General features: G+C 36.8%; 21 protein-coding genes. 7 read left to right on the forward strand and 14 right to left on the reverse strand.

Annotated features, from left to right (window positions below; all coding sequences use genetic code 11):
* Positions 1 to 3: 3 nt before the first annotated feature.
* Positions 4 to 723, forward strand: coding sequence for a UDP-2,3-diacylglucosamine diphosphatase (locus B554_RS0112395; RefSeq protein WP_019458299.1), 720 nt, complete (start codon positions 4 to 6; stop codon positions 721 to 723).
* 7 nt (positions 724 to 730) lie between these two features.
* Here B554_RS0112395 and B554_RS18675 read toward each other — a convergent pair whose 3' ends face one another.
* Entirely contained in the window at positions 731 to 949 is a 219-nt protein-coding gene (locus B554_RS18675) for a hypothetical protein (RefSeq protein WP_019458300.1), read from the reverse strand.
* Between the two features lie 139 nt (positions 950 to 1,088).
* On the opposite strand from B554_RS18675, the gene nfsB reads away from it, so the two are divergent.
* Positions 1,089 to 1,742 carry an oxygen-insensitive NAD(P)H nitroreductase gene (gene nfsB, locus B554_RS0112400; protein WP_019458301.1) on the forward strand — a complete coding sequence of 218 codons (654 nt, stop codon included), beginning with the start codon at positions 1,089 to 1,091 and terminating at the stop codon, positions 1,740 to 1,742.
* A gap of 36 nt (positions 1,743 to 1,778) precedes the next feature.
* Here nfsB and B554_RS0112405 read toward each other — a convergent pair whose 3' ends face one another.
* From B554_RS0112405 to tsaE, 5 genes are all read right to left on the reverse strand, one after another.
* Complete coding sequence (locus tag B554_RS0112405; protein ID WP_019458302.1) at positions 1,779 to 2,636, reverse strand: DMT family transporter; 858 nt, start codon at positions 2,634 to 2,636, stop codon at positions 1,779 to 1,781.
* Positions 2,637 to 2,766: 130 nt separating this feature from the next.
* Complete coding sequence (hfq, locus tag B554_RS0112410) at positions 2,767 to 3,222, reverse strand: RNA chaperone Hfq (protein ID WP_019458303.1); 456 nt, start codon at positions 3,220 to 3,222, stop codon at positions 2,767 to 2,769.
* A gap of 94 nt (positions 3,223 to 3,316) precedes the next feature.
* A complete protein-coding gene (gene miaA / locus B554_RS0112415) occupies positions 3,317 to 4,261 on the reverse strand; it encodes a tRNA (adenosine(37)-N6)-dimethylallyltransferase MiaA (protein WP_019458304.1) in 945 nt (314 codons plus the stop codon).
* 6 nt (positions 4,262 to 4,267) lie between these two features.
* A complete protein-coding gene (gene mutL / locus B554_RS0112420) occupies positions 4,268 to 6,223 on the reverse strand; it encodes a DNA mismatch repair endonuclease MutL (RefSeq protein ID WP_019458305.1) in 1,956 nt (651 codons plus the stop codon).
* Positions 6,216 to 6,689, reverse strand: coding sequence for a tRNA (adenosine(37)-N6)-threonylcarbamoyltransferase complex ATPase subunit type 1 TsaE (gene tsaE, locus B554_RS0112425; RefSeq protein WP_031944951.1), 474 nt, complete (start codon positions 6,687 to 6,689; stop codon positions 6,216 to 6,218). Before tsaE ends, mutL begins: the two co-directional genes overlap by 8 nt.
* Before the next feature lie 119 nt (positions 6,690 to 6,808).
* Here tsaE and B554_RS0112430 point away from each other — a divergent pair, with 119 nt between their 5' ends.
* The 3 genes from B554_RS0112430 (at position 6,809) to B554_RS0112440 (ending at position 8,678) form a co-directional block, all read left to right on the forward strand.
* A complete protein-coding gene (locus tag B554_RS0112430) occupies positions 6,809 to 7,717 on the forward strand; it encodes a pseudouridine synthase (protein WP_019458307.1) in 909 nt (302 codons plus the stop codon).
* Between the two features lie 111 nt (positions 7,718 to 7,828).
* Complete coding sequence (locus B554_RS0112435; protein ID WP_004700921.1) at positions 7,829 to 8,137, forward strand: type II toxin-antitoxin system RelB/DinJ family antitoxin; 309 nt, start codon at positions 7,829 to 7,831, stop codon at positions 8,135 to 8,137.
* Between the two features lie 97 nt (positions 8,138 to 8,234).
* A complete protein-coding gene (locus B554_RS0112440) occupies positions 8,235 to 8,678 on the forward strand; it encodes a GNAT family N-acetyltransferase (RefSeq protein WP_004700919.1) in 444 nt (147 codons plus the stop codon).
* Here B554_RS0112440 and B554_RS0112445 read toward each other — a convergent pair.
* Both B554_RS0112445 and B554_RS0112450 read right to left on the reverse strand, forming a co-directional pair.
* Positions 8,671 to 9,375 (reverse strand): pseudouridine synthase, encoded by a 705-nt coding sequence (locus B554_RS0112445; protein WP_019458308.1) that lies wholly within the window; start codon positions 9,373 to 9,375, stop codon positions 8,671 to 8,673. The genes B554_RS0112440 and B554_RS0112445 overlap by 8 nt on opposite strands.
* A gap of 103 nt (positions 9,376 to 9,478) precedes the next feature.
* Positions 9,479 to 9,697, reverse strand: a complete 219-nt coding sequence (locus tag B554_RS0112450) for a hypothetical protein (protein ID WP_019458309.1) — start codon at positions 9,695 to 9,697, stop codon at positions 9,479 to 9,481.
* 254 nt (positions 9,698 to 9,951) lie between these two features.
* Between B554_RS0112450 and B554_RS0112455 the strand changes: the two genes are divergently transcribed.
* Positions 9,952 to 10,404: a DUF441 domain-containing protein gene (locus B554_RS0112455; RefSeq protein WP_019458310.1), complete on the forward strand. Its 453-nt coding sequence runs from the start codon at positions 9,952 to 9,954 to the stop codon at positions 10,402 to 10,404.
* 51 nt (positions 10,405 to 10,455) lie between these two features.
* Here the strand turns inward: B554_RS0112455 and B554_RS0112460 are convergent, their stop codons facing one another.
* Complete coding sequence (locus tag B554_RS0112460; protein WP_004700912.1) at positions 10,456 to 11,376, reverse strand: LysR family transcriptional regulator; 921 nt, start codon at positions 11,374 to 11,376, stop codon at positions 10,456 to 10,458.
* Between the two features lie 260 nt (positions 11,377 to 11,636).
* Positions 11,637 to 12,065, reverse strand: coding sequence for a hypothetical protein (locus B554_RS0112465; protein ID WP_025465208.1), 429 nt, complete (start codon positions 12,063 to 12,065; stop codon positions 11,637 to 11,639).
* A 227-nt stretch (positions 12,066 to 12,292) separates the two neighbouring features.
* Here B554_RS0112465 and B554_RS0112470 point away from each other — a divergent pair, with 227 nt between their 5' ends.
* Positions 12,293 to 13,492, forward strand: coding sequence for an MFS transporter (locus B554_RS0112470; RefSeq protein ID WP_019458312.1), 1,200 nt, complete (start codon positions 12,293 to 12,295; stop codon positions 13,490 to 13,492).
* A gap of 26 nt (positions 13,493 to 13,518) precedes the next feature.
* Here the strand turns inward: B554_RS0112470 and B554_RS0112475 are convergent, their stop codons facing one another.
* The 4 genes from B554_RS0112475 to B554_RS0112490 all read right to left on the reverse strand — a co-directional run bounded on the left by B554_RS0112475 (position 13,519) and on the right by B554_RS0112490 (position 18,564).
* The gene (locus tag B554_RS0112475) at positions 13,519 to 14,502 is read right to left on the reverse strand and encodes an ion transporter (protein ID WP_019458313.1); all 984 of its coding nucleotides are present in this window, start codon (positions 14,500 to 14,502) and stop codon (positions 13,519 to 13,521) included.
* A gap of 138 nt (positions 14,503 to 14,640) precedes the next feature.
* A complete protein-coding gene (locus B554_RS0112480) occupies positions 14,641 to 15,075 on the reverse strand; it encodes a hypothetical protein (protein WP_004700904.1) in 435 nt (144 codons plus the stop codon).
* A gap of 229 nt (positions 15,076 to 15,304) precedes the next feature.
* On the reverse strand, positions 15,305 to 17,944 hold the full coding sequence (locus tag B554_RS0112485; RefSeq protein WP_004700901.1) for a bifunctional aconitate hydratase 2/2-methylisocitrate dehydratase: 2,640 nt from the start codon (positions 17,942 to 17,944) through the stop codon (positions 15,305 to 15,307).
* 257 nt (positions 17,945 to 18,201) lie between these two features.
* Entirely contained in the window at positions 18,202 to 18,564 is a 363-nt protein-coding gene (locus B554_RS0112490; protein WP_031944952.1) for a hypothetical protein, read from the reverse strand.
* Between the last annotated feature and the right edge of the window lie 69 nt (positions 18,565 to 18,633).

Raw genomic sequence — 18,633 nt, forward strand, 5'->3', positions numbered from 1 at the left:
GCTGTGACCTATCTGTTTATTTCAGATTTACATTTGTCACCTGAACACCCTCGACTCGTTCGAGGGTTTTTAGATTTGTTGATACATTATCAAAATAAGCAAACACAGCTTTACATTTTAGGTGACTGGTTTAACGCTTGGATTGGTGACGATTATTCAGCCCCTTGGCTCGATGAAATTGTCGAAGCTTTAAAAGCATTTAATCAAAAAGGTAATCGAGTATACTTTCAAGTCGGTAACCGCGACTTTGCTCTAAATCAGGTTTTCCTGAATAAGTTTAATGGTGTGCTATTACCAGATACGTATTATCTTAATATTTCAGGACAGCAATATCGTTTAGAACATGGTGATGCGTTGTGTACAGATGATATTTCTTACCAAAGATTTAGAAAAATTATTCGAAACCCGCTTTTAGTGGCTTTTTTACGTCGAACCCCTCTCAGTTTTCGCACAAAACTGGTCAATGGTTTTCGTAAAAAGAGTCATTCTGATAAACAACAAAAAAGTTACGAGATTATGGATGTGAATGAACAGGCCGTAATTGCTGCTTTAGAAAATGTTGATGCACTTATTCATGGTCATACTCACCGTCCCGCAATTCATGAGATACAACAAAAGCAAAGAATTGTATTAGGTGATTGGCGTGAAGATCATGCAAAGATTTTAGAAATAGATCCCTCTTCACATATGAAACAAATTAAACTAACTGATTGGTATTATTAATTAATAATTATTTATTTTTCAAATGTCTAGCTTGTTTATATAAATCGAAATCCCAGATCATACATAGACAGGTAATGAATACAAATTTCCAGTTTATATGTCCGTACTTTTGATATTCGATATATAAAATTAAAATGCACAATACAAATGCAAAAATTAGAAAAGCTTTAACAATTCTAATTTCTCGCAGTTTACTTTTTCGATTAATTGATATTAATTCAAACATTTTCAATAAATTAGTAAAAAATCTATATAAGTATTATATTTATTTATCACATTAAAATGCAGATGTTTTTCTATAAAATCGCGTATGATGCCAAAGATTAAAGCCCTTCCATTGTAATATGATTGATATGGAGTAAAGTATGGATATATTAAATACGGTTAAAAGTCGCTACACCACAAAAGCCTATGATCCTGAGAAGAAGATTCCTCAAGAAAAATTCGATAAATTACTAGAAATCTTACGCTTTACACCTTCTTCAGTAAATATCCAACCTTGGCATTTTTTAGTTGCTGACAATCCTGCGGCTAAAGAACGTATTGCTAAGGCTTTAACAGGTCGCTACGCCTACAATGCGCCAAAAGTCCTTGAGTCATCACATACACTCGTATTTTGTACAAGAACAGATATTTCACCTGAGTTTTTAAACCAGTTACTTGAACAAGATGATTTAAGTGGCCGATTCAAAGATGAAAAAGCAAAACTCGGCCAAAAAGATACTCGCCATGGCTATGTAGAGTTTTATCGCAATGAGCAGAAGAACTTATTTGGTTGGATGGAAAATCAAACCTTTATTGCTTTAGGGCAACTACTTTTTGCAGCTGGATTAGAAGGGATTGACGCAACACCCATGGGTGGTTTTGACGAAGATATCTTAAATGAAGAATTTAGTCTAAAAGAAAAAGGCTTACGGAGTTCAGTCATTGTATCACTTGGCTATAGAAGCGAAAATGATTTTAATGCCAAGCTCCCAAAATCTCGCCTACCTGACGATGTGATTTTTACTCACTTATAAACTTAGCAGAGTTCAAAAGAACTTTCTTTTGGACTCCTATTTCATAGTAAGTGCTAAACATACTAGACCACTTATTCCTAAAATTGTTCCTAACATGGTTGGCAGTTTTAATTTTTCTTTATATAAAACTACACCACAAACGATGCCAAGCAACACGACTAAAATATTCATGCTTGCAAAGACAATTGCGGGAGAGTCTTTAAGTAAAATATGGGCTTTTACATATAGAGCTATGTTTGAAAAATTCAGAACTCCAAGTAACAATCCAGCCAGTGTATTTTTAAAATTCCATGCTGACTTTTTTTGGAAAAATAAATAAATAATTGATAAGACAAAAGATGTCATAAAAATTAGATTCAAAGTTAACGTAAACTGCAAACCTAAACTACTCGTATATTTTAATAAGATATCTACTGCTGCATAACCAAACCAAACACTCATCAAAGCAAAAACTGCTTTTTTTGACTGCTGGCCTGAAGAACCATTGAACTGTCCAAATACAATTAAAAAAACAGCAAAAATTCCTAAACCGATTCCCAACAATTTAAGAGAGCTAAACTGTTCATGAAAAAAGAAATAAGCTGCTAACAAAGAAAGTACTACTGATAGCCGCTGAGCGATTTCAGTTTTGACAATACCAGCATATTCTAATGATTTTGCAAGACACAAAAAAATACTCGGTAGAATGATCCCTAATGCAAAAATTAGCCACCAAGGCGTATTCTGTATAGATATATGCTGTATATCTGGCTTAAACCACCAATAGCATAACAAGCTTGCACTTGCATAATTCCATGCAATCATCTGCATGGGCTGGTATCCCTTTTTCTTTAAATTTTTTAGCAGCACGGAAACCAAAACACTGCACAGTGCTGCAGCAAATATTAATATCATTCGCAAAGAACCTATTAATTAACCAAAATTTTAAGAAATGAGATGAACTGAAAGCTGCCTAATTTATTTTTATATTTTTAAAGCCATAAAAAAACCAGTCAGTTTATGACTGGTTTTTTATGGTAATCAATTAACGATTATTTTCGTCTTCTTGACCATCTTCAAATTTAGAATCGCCATCAAAACCGCCTTGGTGTCCACCGAAGCCACCTTGACCGCCGAAGCCGCCACCTTGACCACCGAAGCCACCTTGACCACCGAAGCCACCTTGACCGCCGAAGCCGCCACCTTGACCGCCGCCAAAGCCAGTACCTTGACCACCGAAGCCACCTTGACTACCACCCTGAGCTGGGAAACCTGCACCTTGTGCACCTGCTGGACGAGGGTTACGAGCTGGAACAACCGTAGAAATAGCGTGTTTGTAAACCATTTGACTTACAGTATTTTTTAATAAAACAACATATTGGTCAAAAGATTCAATATGACCTTGTAATTTAATACCGTTAACAAGGAAAATAGAAACTGGGATACGTTCTTTACGGAGAGAATTTAAGAACGGATCTTGTAAAGTTTGACCTTTAGACATTTTTAACTCCAAAAAAAAATTTTTAAATCAGCGCAAAAAAACTATCTTTATTTTTCAACTAAAAATTATAAAAAGACAGTGTGCAAATTTTGCTTTATCCATAAGAGTTTCGCAAGTCTTCTTTCGCCTGCTTTATCGTCAAGTAAGTTTTAAAATCGTGTATTTCTTGCAAAGAACGTAACCACGTATATTGACGTTTGGCAAGTTGTCGTGTTGCAAATAAGGCTTTATCCTCCATTTCGTGCTTTTTTTTGAGACTCATATCACTTTTTAATAGAAATTCTAGAGCTTGTCGATAACCAACTGAACGCATAGAGGGTAAATTTTCATCTAAATCGTATTTTTCAATTAGAGACTCAACTTCACTCAAAAAACCGATATCCCACATTTTGCTCAATCTTTGCTCAATGCGTTGATGTAATTCTAACCGATCTGGAAGCAAAGCATAGTTATGAAATATGTATCGATATGGTACATTTTTTGGTTGTTCAGCCTGCAATTTAGTAATTGGTTGACCTGTAATACGATAAACTTCAAGCGCTCGGATAATTCTTTGCTTATCAGAAACTTTAAATTTTCCAGCAGCAATCGGATCTACTAGCAATAAATCATTATAAACGGCATCCCAACCTTCATTTGCCGCTTTTTCTTCAATTGCTGCACGAACATTTGCATCAGCACTTGGTAAATTACTTGATAAGCCTTCCAAGAGCGCCTTGAAGTACAACATGGTTCCTCCTACCAAAATAGGAGTTTTACCGCGCGAATGCATTTCATCAATTAAAGCACATGCATCTTCAACAAACTGAGCAGCCGAATAAACTTCAAGTGGGGTAATAATATCAATCAAATGATGTGGATATAGCTCCTGCTCTTCACGAGTAGGTTTAGCTGTACCTATATCCATATCTTTATAAACAAGTGCAGAATCAACTGAAATTAACTCAAAATTTCCACGCTCATAAAGTTCACATGCCAAAGCGGTTTTTCCGCTTGCAGTCGGTCCCATTAAATTGATGACGGGCAATTGATTTGACATGTAAAACTACTCTCCTCGAGCAAATAATTTATCTAGTTGAGATAATGGAAATGCACGCCAAGTTGGACGGCCATGATTACACTGACTCGCAAATTCAGTTTGTTCCATTTGGCGCAGCAAAGCATTCATCTCAGAAAGGCTGAGTTGTCTGTGCGCTCTAACTGCCCCATGACACGCCATACCTGCTAACAGTTCATCACGCTTTTGCAATAACCCTTGTGCTTCATCATTTGGATCTAAATCATTTAGAAGTTCTGGAATAAGATTTTCAAAATCTGCTTTTTGCAAAATAGCTGGCACACCACGCACAATCACTTGCTCGTCGCCATACAAATCAATCTCCAACCCTAAACGCTCAAGTTGAGGTTTTAAATCCTCAACCCGTACAGCTTGCATACGGCTAATTGAGATCACTTTAGGTATAAGCAACTGTTGAGATGTCCAAAACTCAGGTTTATCCCAAGCATTTTTCATTTGTTGCAGCAAGATACGTTCATGTGCTGCATGCATATCAACAATAATAAGACCTTCCGTATTTTGCGCCAGAATATAAATTCCATGAAGCTGAGCAATGGCAATACCTAATGGAAATTCATCTACTTTAGCAACAGGCTCAATATTTTCCTCAACTGAAAAATTGGCAGCAGGTTGATCGCGTAAAGGTGCTAAGTAAGTCTTTAATGCATTATTTAACTGCACAGAACCATTATATTTTTGGGGTTGTTCTGCATAGTGAATAGCTTGCGGGCGACTATTATTAAAATCAGTTAAAAGTTCAGTAGCGGGCTGATAACTACTCGGTTTGTCTACTGTTGCATCAACAGCTTGCTCTGTACGATGCAATGTGAATTGTTCTTGATATTTAGGCTGAGGCTGTACCCATGAGGCCTGAGTATCGTCCACTTTCATGGCTTGTGCCAAATCAGCACTCGCTGTCTGAAATTGTGCTAGAGTTTCTTTAGCGTAATGTCTTACAAACTCATGTACTTCACGTTGATTTAGAAAACGAATCTCATGTTTGGTTGGGTGAACGTTAACATCAATATTTTCAGGATCAACTTCTAAGAAAAGTAAATAAGATGAATGCTGATGACCATGTAAAATACCGTCATATGCCATTCTTAAAGCATGTGAAATGGTTTTATCTTTCACAATTCGGCCATTTACATAGACATATTGTAAGTCTGCTTGAGCACGTGCATCTGAAGGATGTCCTAACCAACCCGACAAACGCATGTTGATACTGTCAGCATCTATCCAGTAAGCATTTTGAACAAACTGTTGGCCCAATAATTGCTGTACACGCTGAAATCTTAATTCACCGCTATCGGCTATTGGTAAATTAATCCGAATATTATCGTTATGCTCGAGTACAAAACGTATATCAAAATGTGTTAAAGCCAGACGACGTACAATTTCTTCAATATGACCAAATTCAGTGGTTGGTTTTTTTAAAAATTTACGGCGAGCAGGAACGTTAAAAAATAAATCCTGAACTCGAATATGAGTGCCCTTTTGTGCAGCCACAGCTTGTACTTGTTGATGATCAAAAGCTGTACCATTCACTTCAACCTGATGACCAATTCCGCTTTCATCTTGGCTACTGGTTAAAGTTAATCGTGAAACCGCAGCAATAGAAGCAAGCGCTTCACCACGGAAACCTAAACTGACGATTGCTTGTAAATCTTCTGCTGTTTTAATTTTACTTGTTGCATGACGCATGACTGCCAATGGTAAATCATCAGAATGTATTCCATGCCCATTGTCAATGATCTCGATTAGTGTTGATCCGCCTTGTGCAATCCGCACAATCAGTTCAGTTGCACCCGCATCAATTGAATTTTCTAATAACTCTTTTACAACCGATGAAGGACGCTCAATTACCTCTCCGGCAGCAATCTGGTTGGCTAACGCGGCGTCTAATGTATGAATACGACGTTGTGCTAGCTTTTCATCAGTCATGAAGCTGTTCCTGCAAAGTCTGGTACAAATGCTCTGTTGGTAAAGTTAAGGTGACGAAACGATTAAGTTCATCATCTGATTTTTGAATATCAATAACAATATCTGCCTGTGGAATTTCGTCTCCACCTTTCGACGGCCACTCAAATAAAAATAGTGCATCCTGAATGTCTAAATAATCACGGATTCCCATTAATTCAAGTTCGTAGGGGTCATTCAAACGATATAAGTCAAAATGAAAAATTTCTTTATTATTGATTTTGTATGGTTCAACAAGTGTATAGGTAGGACTTTTAACCGAGCCTTTATGCCCTAAAGACTGCAAAAAATAACGGGTTAATGTCGTTTTACCGGCACCCAAATCGCCAATCAGATAAATCACGCCAGCTTGAACATGCTGCGCCAATGCCTGAGCTAAACGCTGGGTATCTTCTTCATGATTTAAGACAATTTTCAATGAATACGACATAACACACATAACATGATTCAAAATAATCGATATGATACCATTGCCCTGCTTTAAAGCCTACTTAAGTCCTTAACAATGGCTTTTTTTACACCACATTTATTAAATATTGACACACTTTTATGTCTAGTCCGATTGAATTTTTCCCACCTATGATTGATGGCGTAAGCGCAAGCCAAGTCTATCTTCCGACTCAAACAAATGCTCAGACCATCTATCAATTTCTCTGCGAAAATTTTCCTCATATAAAAACAGTTGAGTGGCAACAACGTTTTCAAGATGGGCTTATTTCCGCGGCAAATGGCGAAAAATTAACATTAGACAGCCCCTATATAGCAAATACTCATATTTTTTATTATCGCTTTCTTGCTTATGAAGCCCATGTTCCCTTTGAACATCAAATTTTATTTGAAAATGATGACTTGCTTGTTGTAGATAAACCTCATTTTTTAACCATTAGTCCAACAGGGCAATATGTACAAGAAACGCTATTAGTCAGATTAAAAAAACAAACGGGTAATGAGTTTTTAACCCCAATCCATCGATTAGACCGTGAAACTGCGGGAGTCGTTTTATTTTGCAAACGGCCACAGTCACGCGGGGTTTACCAACAGTTATTTGCAGATCGTCAAGTTCATAAGATTTATCATGCAATCACTCAATATAAAGCTGAATTAAAATTTCCTCAGACTTTAAAACTCTATTTAGATAAAGGTACGCCCTTTTATACAATGTGCGTTATTCCCCATACTAAAACCAATACAGAAACAAAAATTGAGTTACTTGAGCATAACCAATCTTGGGCTAAATACTGTTTAACACCCACTACAGGAAAACAACATCAACTCCGTGTGCATTTAAGCCATTTGGGAATTCCGATTAAAAATGATCCGTTTTACCCAATAGTTCAACATAAAGCTGACGATGATTTTTCTCAACCGTTACAGCTATTAGCTAAGCAAATTTCTTTCATAGACCCCCTCACAAAACAGGAAATGGTTTTCAATTCTCACTTTGAATTGACACTGTAATCATATCGTAATGACAAAAAGATTATTTTTTATGCTGAAAGACATTGAAATTACATTCCGATGGTTTAAAATAAATCCCTAAAAATTAAAAATCATTTGGTTTTGTTATTCATGCGAAAAACAGAAGTTTATCAGGTTCGACTTGACTCCCAAGAGAAAAAACAGGCTTTTGCTGTTTTTAAACAATTGGGGATTACCCCTGCCCAAGCAGTGCGACTGTTCTTTAAACAAGTCGTCTTAACTAAATCTATTCCTTTTGCTATCGAAAATCAGAACATTAATATGGAACAATTATTAAAACTGAGAAAAGCGAAAGCATCTTCCTTAAATCAGAACCCTTCAAGTTTAAATGAAGATGATGACCACGAAGATTTATTTGAAGAGTTAAATGCCTTATTAGGTGAAAGTGACAACACTTAACAGTGTTGCATTTTTAAACAACTTTTAACGTCAATTGGTTGGTTTTTTAGTTATGCTCTCTTTGTAAAAACATAAACATAAATACAAGGAGCGCCTAATGATTGTAAGACGAGCGACCAAAGAAGATTTAACACAACTTGCTGTCCTATTTGATGAGTACCGTCAATTTTACGGTGCATCTTCGAATCTTGATGAATCACATCATTTTTTAAAACAACGTTTTGAAAATAAAGAAAGTGTATTCTTTATTCATATTAAAGATGAAAAAATCACAGGTTTCGTATTACTGTACTTAGGTTTTTCTTCAGTGGCTTGTTCAACTTATTACATCTTAGATGACGTATATGTTACTCCAATGTTCCGTCGTCAGGGTTCAGCAAAACAGCTTATTGATACAGCTATTTTATTTGCAAAACAAGAAAATGCTTTACGTATTAGCCTAGAGACTCAAACGAACAATCATGAATCTCACCGCCTCTATGAAAAAATGGGCTTCATTAAAGACAGTGAATTTCAGACATTTCATTGTTTTCTTAAATAATATTTTGAGCGAGTTGTTTTTCCTGCTCAGACAAATACACCCAATCCCCTTCCTCAATTTCAGGTAAGACCAGTTGGCCTATTTGATATCGATGCAGTTTTACGACTTTATTGCCAACAGCAGCAATCATTCTTTTGACTTGATGATATACACCTTGATGAATGGTCATCGTTAACTGATGAGTTCCAAGTAGTGCTACATCTGTAGCAGCAAATATCCCTTTTTCTTGGTGTAAATTAACGCCTTGAGTAAGCATTTCAATTTGTTCAGGTGTGACTGGGTCATAAGTCGTCACATGATAAACCTTTGGAACATGTTTACGAGGATGTGTTAAAGCTTGAAGATATTTACCATCATCAGTAAGTAACAATAAGCCAGTTGTATCTTGATCTAAACGACCAATGGCTTGCACACCACGTTGAATCATAGTTTCAGGCAATAAGCTAAAAACACTTTGATGATGCTGAGGATTGTGCGAACACTCGAAACCTTGCGGCTTTTTCAGAGCAATATAAATTTTTTCTCGATACAGATAATTTTGACCAAAAACAGAAAATTCAAAATTTTCAGGAGAGAATTGCTTTTTAAGATCACTCGCAACCTCTCCATCAATACTTACAGAACCATTTTTTATTAACTGCTGGCAATATTTACGTGAACCGAACCCTTGTGATTGCAAAATTTTTTCCAGCAGCATAAAGCCTTCTCTTTAAAACCAAACCATTATTTTAACGCAGTTTTAGAACTTTATTACCCTTTTTGCTTTATCAACTTTGTACTTAACTCTCATCATTTTGAAGTTATTCTTCAATGACGCGATAAATTTTCTCGTTTTGTTCACTTTCAAATAACAATTCAGTCGTAGGCAAGATAATTTCATTATCCACAATAATATGTTCAATTCGCTGACTTAGCTTTAGAGGCTCATTTCCATGTTCAACTAAATTCTTCTTTAACTGAGCTTTTGCATCATAAATTTTTTCAAATTGATCTTTAATTTTAATATCGACAATGTCCATATGAATCATCCTAAAATTATGACTAATGATTATTTTTATATCACAACATTTCAAAAGAAGAGTTTTTAACTTGTTAATTTATATAACATCGTTTCCAATCGTAACCAGAAAGCAAAACTCTTTATGATTGAATCATATAGACTAAAATTGTCATTACAAATTCATACTCTAATCTTTGCAGCTTTTAAAAGCTTTCACATTTTGATTCTCAATTATTATACAATTCAAATTATTTGCTTTCCTTGCCACTCTCCATGCTTGCCCAATTCGATGTTAATTTAGTTGTTTTACTGGTTTTGCTGATTTGTGGCTTATTGAGCCAAAATGCTGCTGTAACAATTGCAGCAGGTGTGCTTATTGTGATTAAAATTACCCCGCTAAATGACTTTTTTCCTTATATCCAAGCGCACGGTCTTAATTTAGGAATTCTTATTTTAACGATTGGCGTACTTACCCCCATTGCGAGTGGCAAGCTTAGTGGAGAAAGTATTTTAAAATCGTTTGTTAGTTTTAAATCTTTAATTGCCATTGCAATCGGTCTACTTGTTGCTTGGTTAGGTGGACGTGGTGTAAAACTTATGTCAAGCCAACCTGATGTAGTTGCAGGCTTACTCATTGGTACAGTTGCAGGCGTTGCACTCCTTCGTGGTGTACCAGTTGGGCCACTCATTGCAGCAGGGCTATTATCTTTATTTATAGGCAAATAAAAAGGCACATTTAAGTACCTTCTCATTATTAATTGGACTAAGTGCCCATGTTTAGCCTGAATAATAAGAATTTCGCTTTAAAGAGAACTTTTCTAACTGTTTTAAAAATCCCTCAAAATAGCTCTTCTCTTTTTCTTCAACTCGATAGCCTGCATATAATGTACGTCTTAAACCATTTTGAGAAACACAATCTAAACGGCGGCTAGTGACCCATCCCTTTTGCTCATATTCATTTACTACCCAGTCTGGTAAAGCAGCAATACCTCGCCCACTCGCTACAAGCTGAATAAGCATTTGAGTTAAATCTGTTGTGCGAATTTGTTTTGGTTGAATATTGGCAGGTATAAACAGTTTCGACATGATATCTAAACGATGCTTATCAACGGGATAAGTAATAAGAACTTCTTCTGCAAGGTCTTGGACCGTAATATTTTCAGCACGTACCAATCGATGAGTGTTTGATAGAACTAAACGTGATTCATATTCAAAAATTGGAAAATATTCAATTCCTTTTAATGCAATTGGATCGGCTGTAATGAGTAAATCAAACTCGCCATTTTGTAAAAGCTCATGTGGGTTTGACTCAAAGCCTGAAGCAAAATCTAAATCAACATCTGGATATTGATGACGGTATTGATTGAGCAAAGGCATTAGCCAGTCAAAGCAGCTATGGCATTCAGAAGAAAAAATAATTCTACCCGTTTGCCCATGCACAATACGAGTAATATCACTTTGAGTAATTTGAATCTGTGGCAATACATCATCAGCCAATTTGAGCAAGCGCTGTCCAACGTTAGAAAAGCTAACAGGTCTGCTTCGACGATTCACAACCTCTACCCCATACCAATGATCTAATTCTTTTAATTGGTGAGAAATAGCAGAGGGCGTTAAACACAAATCATTAGCTGCCGCAACAAGTGAACCATGTTCACGTAATGCAACCAAAGTTTTAAGATGACGAATTTCTAACATGGGCAAAAGCCTAAATAAATAGATTTATCCATAAATTTTGAAAATTTTCTCTTATTTGAAGAAAATAGAGTGAGTCTAGATAAATCATTATTAATGAATAGTATTCATCTTATCACAATATTAATTAATGTGTCTCAACTTACTTTTTACTTGATTATTTTTAAGGTAAATAAGCCAATTAAATTTTAAGACAATGATTTTATTTAATATAATTTTTTAACATATACAAAGAAAAAGGCCTAACGGCCCTTTTCATTTCATCACTCTGCTTTTGGTTTAGGGAATGCCTGCTCAAAATCGATGAGCTTAAAACTTTTCACCAAATCATCTTGCCCGTACGTTACTTCATAAGAAGTTTCTTTCCCACTAAAATACGCCTCAGTTGGTGTTCCAAATACTTCCCATAGCCCGAATGACGCAACATCCGCTATACCGTGTCCAAATGCACGGCTGACTTTCGCCCATTTTGGATAGCCTTGTTGGAAAGTATAAATCTCGACTCTTGTACCATCACGATATTCAGAAAGTACAGGTGCTCCTAGCTCAGCAATGACATAATTGCGAGAACTACCCGGATTTAACACGTTTAAATTTTTTTTACTTGGTTGATTACCCGCCATAAAGACTGAGCAACCTGACGTAGATAACATAACCAACCCCATAAGGCAGGCAATACTTAATTTTCTCACGATTTAGATTCTCTATTTTTTAAATATTTATACAACTTATTGTAATGCCTAAAGTATTACGAACTTATCATATATAATTTATTAAAAAATTTCGATAAATTATTTAAAATAAATATAAAATGCTTTTGCTTAAAACCTGCAACTGTACGCTCAATGTTTTAGTTTTTTATTATTTTGACCTCTTTTCCCTTATACTTTCATTTTTGAGTCTCCTTTTTTAATTTATTATGGCGTCCCCCCAATCTTCATCCAACACACCTCAACATTATTCACTGTTCTTAGCAATTTTCTCTCTCGCAGTTGGTGGTTTCTGTATTGGCACCACAGAATTTGTGGCAATGGGCCTTATTCAAGAAATTGCACACAACCTAAATATTACAGTACCTGAAGCTGGACATTTTATTAGTGCGTATGCATTAGGTGTTGTTATTGGTGCCCCTATTATTGCTATTTTGGGTGCTAAAGTTCCTAGAAAGACTTTATTGCTTTGTCTCATGCTGTTTTATGGTATTGCTAATGCTTGTACAGCCCTAGCAGATACGCCTGAGACCATTTTAGTTTCTCGTTTTATTGCAGGTTTACCCCATGGTGCATATTTTGGAGTGGGTGCTCTAGTCGCTGCTGAACTTGCAGGCCCATCACGAAGAGCTTCTGCAGTTGCACAAATGATGATGGGTTTAACCGTTGCTACTGTTATTGGCGTACCTTTAGCGACATGGTTAGGCCAACATTTTGGTTGGAGAGCAGGTTTTGAATTTTCAGCAACGATTGCATTTTTTACTTTAATTGCTGTAGCTTGCTTTGTGCCGAATATTCCGGTTCAAGCTACTGCCAGTATAAAAACAGAATTGGCTGGGCTTAAAAATATAAATATGTGGTTAACCCTTGCGGTCGGTGCAATTGGCTTTGGAGGCATGTTTTCGGTATATAGCTATGTCTCACCTATTTTGACTGAATATACAAAAGTTAATATTCAAATCGTTCCTATTGCGCTAGCACTGTGGGGAATCGGAATGGTGATTGGAGGTTTAGCAGCTGGCTGGCTTGCAGATAAAAACCTCAATAAAACCATTGTAGGCGTACTTATTAGTTCAGCAATCGCCTTTGTTGTTGCAAGTTTTCTAATGAGTAATATATATAGTGCTATTGCTTCTTTATTCTTAATTGGATTGACTGTAATGGGCTTAGGCGGAGCATTACAAACACGCCTGATGGATGTTGCAGGTGATGCACAAACACTAGCAGCTTCGCTTAATCACTCAGCTTTTAATCTTGCGAATGCATTAGGTGCATTTTTAGGTGGTTGGGTACTGAGTCATCAGATGGGCTGGATTGCACCGATCTGGGTAGGATTTGTATTAAGTCTTGGCGGTCTTATTATTTTACTTATTGCATTTGCTGTCGAGAAAGCAACTCAAAAAGCCTGACTAGCGCCAGACTTTTGACCAAAATACTAGTCTGTTAGCTTTCCACCACAATGTGGGCAATAACATTTCTTTTCCCTTTCCACTTCTTTTTCTTCTAATACCTTTTCGCGCATGATTTGAATAATCAGATTATGCGCTTGTTCTTTTGGCAATCCGACTTTTTGCCGAATACGTTCTATTTCAATTTCATCGTGAATGATATCTATACCACGCACTTGAAGTAACTCTCGGAACTCTTGTTCAAGGCGCTGATTACGCTGGTTCAGTTCATTAGCTAAACCAGAGGCTAAAATACCAGCCGGTAAAGCAGCAATCCCTACCCCCAAAATTGTAATCAAAGCACCTAGCAACTTTCCTAAGCTGGTTACGGGTGTGACATCACCGTATCCGACTGTAGTTAAGGTAACGACTGCCCACCACATTGCTTTTGGAATAGAGCTAAAAGCTTCTGGTTGAGCTTTATTTTCAACCACATAAATACCTGAAGCAGTCATAATAATCATAATGATTAAAATGAAAATTACTGCCTGAAACGAGCCCTTTTCCCTTTTAATGACACAAAGCAATATTTGCAAAGAGATAAAATAGCGGGTTAATTTTAAGAGTCGAAGTAAACGTAAAATTCTAAGCATACGAAGATCTATTCGTACAAAGAAATTTAGATATGCAGGCAGAATTGCCATGAGGTCAATCAGTGCCTCTCCACTCTTCATCCAAGCAAAACGCTGTTTCCAAGCAGGTTGTGTCGGATCACGTTCGACTACACTCCAGAGGCGCAAGAGATATTCAATACTGAAAATTGTGATAGAGATATTTTCAAAGTAGTCAAACCATATACGATAGCTGTAATACAGATCATTTACTGTTTCTAGCAATACCGCAATTACATTACCTATAATTAAGAAAACCAAGAAATAGTTAATACATCGACTTACTGTCGTTTCGTAATCATGATCATGAAGGTTGTTATAGAAGAACTTACGTAATGCCTTCCAAGCTAAAACTCGCATACGGATCTGAGCCACATTATTTTGAACATATATTAAGCTCACATACGTAAATTCACCACTATAACTCTTAATAAAATATTTTATTAATTGTATTAGCTAAACAATCATAAAGAATATTTCATATTTTCTAATTATATTTTAATGGGCAGCAACATATCTAAACTCATTTTCTTCCCACCATTGCACATCATAAATACCACCATGTGATTTCAAAATGACATTAATATAATTTTGAAGCAGCATAATATGATGAGTAATATCCAATTTTCTAAAAAGAAATCTTTTCAAAATTGGTGTATTTGGTGAAATAAATATTGCGAAACCATTGCTATATTCTTCATAAACACTAATACCAATATACATCGTGATCTCTGGTAGAGGTACTTCTATTTCCCAACCCCAACGCTCAGGATTTAATTCGATATTTAAGTGATATCTATTTTTCAAGATACTATAAATATATTGTGCAATATCCTCAGTTTTCTGTACTAATGTATTTCCGTCTTCTGTTGATAATTTTTGATCATATAACTGATAGTCATCAAATTTAAATTCAACAATTGTCTTTAGCATTTTTAAGTTCCATATATAAAATACCCGTGTTCTTTTTAATTATTTTTAAGTTCATGAAAACATTTTAAAACAAAAACTTCTTTAATATCTAGCGCTATATTTATTTTTACATTTTAAATATACAAAATATGATCTATTTAATATTTTAATTTGAAAATTGTGTATTAATTCTCTTTTAAATAAAAAAGGAGCTGAATAATCAGCTCCTTTTTTGTACTAAATTGAGGTATTAAGTCAATTGAGCAGCAGCAATTTTCTTAGTATCTACTTTATCAGCAGCATTTGTATATTCGCCCATTTGGTCGAAATTCAAATATTTGTAGATGTCAGCAGACATACTGTCAATTTGAGCTGCATATTGTTGATATTCTTCTGGAGTTGGTAATTTACCAAGTACAGCAGCAACAGATGCAAGCTCAGCAGATGCTAAGTAAACGTTAGAACCTTGACCTAAACGGTTAGGGAAGTTACGTGTAGAAGTCGATACAACAGTTGTGTTCGGCGCAACACGTGCTTGGTTACCCATACATAATGAACAACCAGGCATTTCAGTACGTGCACCAGCACGGCCATAAGTGTTATAGAAGCCTTCTTCCATTAACTGGTGTTCGTCCATACGTGTTGGTGGAGCCAACCATAAACGAGTTGTTAATGAACCGCTTGGTACTTTCTCAAGTAACTGACCAGCAGCACGGAAGTGACCAATGTTCGTCATACAAGAACCGATGAATACTTCATCAATTTTGTCACCTTGAACATCAGAAAGAAGTTTTGCATCATCTGGATCGTTCGGGCAGCAAAGAATAGGTTCTTTGATTTCTGACAAATCAATTTCATACACTTTAGTGTATTCAGCATCCGCATCAGCTTTAAGTAGGCTTGGGTTTGCTAACCATTTTTCCATGTTTTCAACACGGCGAGCCATTGTACGAGCATCACCATAGCCTTGTGAAATCATCCACTTAAGCATTGTGATGTTAGAACGTAAGTACTCAGCAACCTTCTCTTCAGAAAGTGTGATTGCACAACCAGCAGCTGAACGTTCAGCAGAAGCATCAGAAAGTTCAAATGCTTGCTCAACTGTTAAGTCAGTTTCCATTTCTGTTAAGTCGATTTCTAAGATACGACCAGAGAAGATGTTTTTCTTACCTTTTTTCTCAACAGTAAGATCGCCTTCTTTGATTGCATAGTAAGGAATCGCATGTACAAGGTCACGTAAAGTGATACCAGGCTGCATTTTACCTTTGAACTTAACAAGAACTGATTCAGGCATATCTAGTGGCATTACACCAGTTGCAGCAGCGAAAGCTACAAGGCCAGAACCTGCTGGGAATGAAATACCAATTGGGAAACGAGTATGCGAGTCACCACCAGTACCTACTGTATCTGGAAGAAGCATACGGTTTAACCAAGAGTGGATAATACCGTCACCTGGACGTAAAGACACACCACCACGGTTCATGATGAAGTCTGGAAGTGTATGTTGCATTTGTACGTCAACTGGCTTTGGATAAGCAGCAGTGTGACAGAAAGATTGCATAACTAAGTCAGCAGAGAAGCCCAAGCAAGCTAAGTCTTTTAACTCGTCACGAGTCATAGGACCAGTTGTATCTTGAGAACCAACTGTAGTCATCTTAGGTTCGCAGTAAGTACCAGGAATTACACCTTGACCTTCTGGAAGACCACATGCACGACCAACCATCTTCTGAGCTAAAGTGAAGCCTTTGCCAGTTGCAGCAGGTTGTACTGGAGTACGGAATAATGTAGATGGTGCAAGACCTAAAGCTTCACGCGCTTTAGCAGTCAAACCACGGCCAACGATCAAGTTAATACGACCACCAGCACGTACTTCATCTAAAAGAACTGGAGTTTTGAGTTCAGATTCAGCGATTTGCTCACCGTTTTTGAACGCAGTTACTTTAGCTGCTGAGTGATCAATCTTAAGAACGATTTCGTCGCCCATGTTCATGTTCGCAACGTCAATTTCTACAGGTAACGCACCAGCGTCTTCCATAGTATTGAAGAAAATCGGAGCGATTTTAGAACCTAAGCAGAAACCACCGTCTTTTTTGTTTGGAATGTGAGCGATTTCGTCACCGAAGAACCAAAGCACAGAGTTTGTTGCAGATTTACGAGATGAACCTGTACCAACAACGTCACCTACATAAGCAACTTGGTTGCCTTTAGCAATAAGTTCTTTGATTTGATTTAATGGACCAACTTCACCTGGTTTTTCAGGATTGATACCATCACGCTCGTTTTTCAACATTGCGTTTGCGTGTAATGGGATATCCGGACGGCTCCAAGCGTCTTGAGCTGGAGATAAGTCATCGGTGTTTGTTTCACCCGTTACTTTGAATACAGTAAGTTTGATTTCTTCTGGTACGTCTTTACGGCTAGTGAACCATTCAGCATCAGCCCAAGATTGTAAAACAGCTTTTGCATTCGCATTGCCAGCTTTAGCTTTGTCAGCTACGTCATGGAACGCATCAAATACAAGTAATGTTTTTTTCAATGCTTCAGCAGCTAAGCTACCTAATTCAGCATCATCTAGAAGCTCAACTAAAGGCGCTACGTTATAGCCACCAAGCATCGTACCTAGTAAATAAACTGCACGTTCTTTAGAAACTAGCGGAGATGTCGCTTCGCCTTTTGCAATCGCTGCCAAGAAAGCTGCTTTTACGTAAGCTGCTTGGTCAACACCTGCAGGAACACGGTTTTCAAGCAAATCAACCAAGAATGCTTCTTCACCTGCCGGTGGGTTTTTTAATAACTCAACAAGTTGAGCAGTTTGAGCATCATCAAGTGGCTTCGGTGGGACTCCGAGTGCGGCACGTTCAGCAACGTGTTGGCGGTAAGCTTCTAGCACGGTGTTCATTCCTCTTTTTTTAAAAAATTACTTGTAAATTCCAGCTTTCACAAAGCTTCACAAGTAATATGGACTACAAAATTTTACTAGAGTTCAAGCTAAAAGTTAATGCGCGCGGGGTGTTTCTCCGTGATGCCCATTATTTTGTAACTAAATACCCCTGTGTAAATAATGATCTTAATGACTGACTTATCATGCGATATTTTGAATTGAAAGAACACTCCACCTTAGTGGAGTGTTGACGATGTCTTGCACACTTAGAACTTTTTGTAGTTTGGCATTTTGTCATGTGGTGTAACTAAGCATTCATCTGCCATTTGTTTTCTAATTTTTTCTTGTAGGGCTTCTGGGTTAGTTTTTAGCTCATCTTGTGGAATAGCATAAACTTTCTCAATAATATTCAAGATGAATTTTTTGGTGATCTCATCTTCAATTTTATTTGCATGCTCAACCGCTTGAGACTTTTCAATTGCTTGCTGGCGGTCAAACACAATACTTCTAGCTGCATTACCAACACTGGTACAAAAGCCATGCCATTGTTCTTCAGGTGTCAAAGGTTTTTTCTCTGTACAGCCGACTAACAGCATTCCCATCAAGACAAATAAAACTTTTTTCATCATTACTCTACACAGACTAAGCTGCCCACATCATACTGAATCTGACAGACTTTGCAAAAACTGCCATAAAAA

Origin of the sequence: Acinetobacter sp. GG2 (assembly GCF_000292385.1) — a bacterium.
Lineage (GTDB): Bacteria > Pseudomonadota > Gammaproteobacteria > Pseudomonadales > Moraxellaceae > Acinetobacter > Acinetobacter seifertii.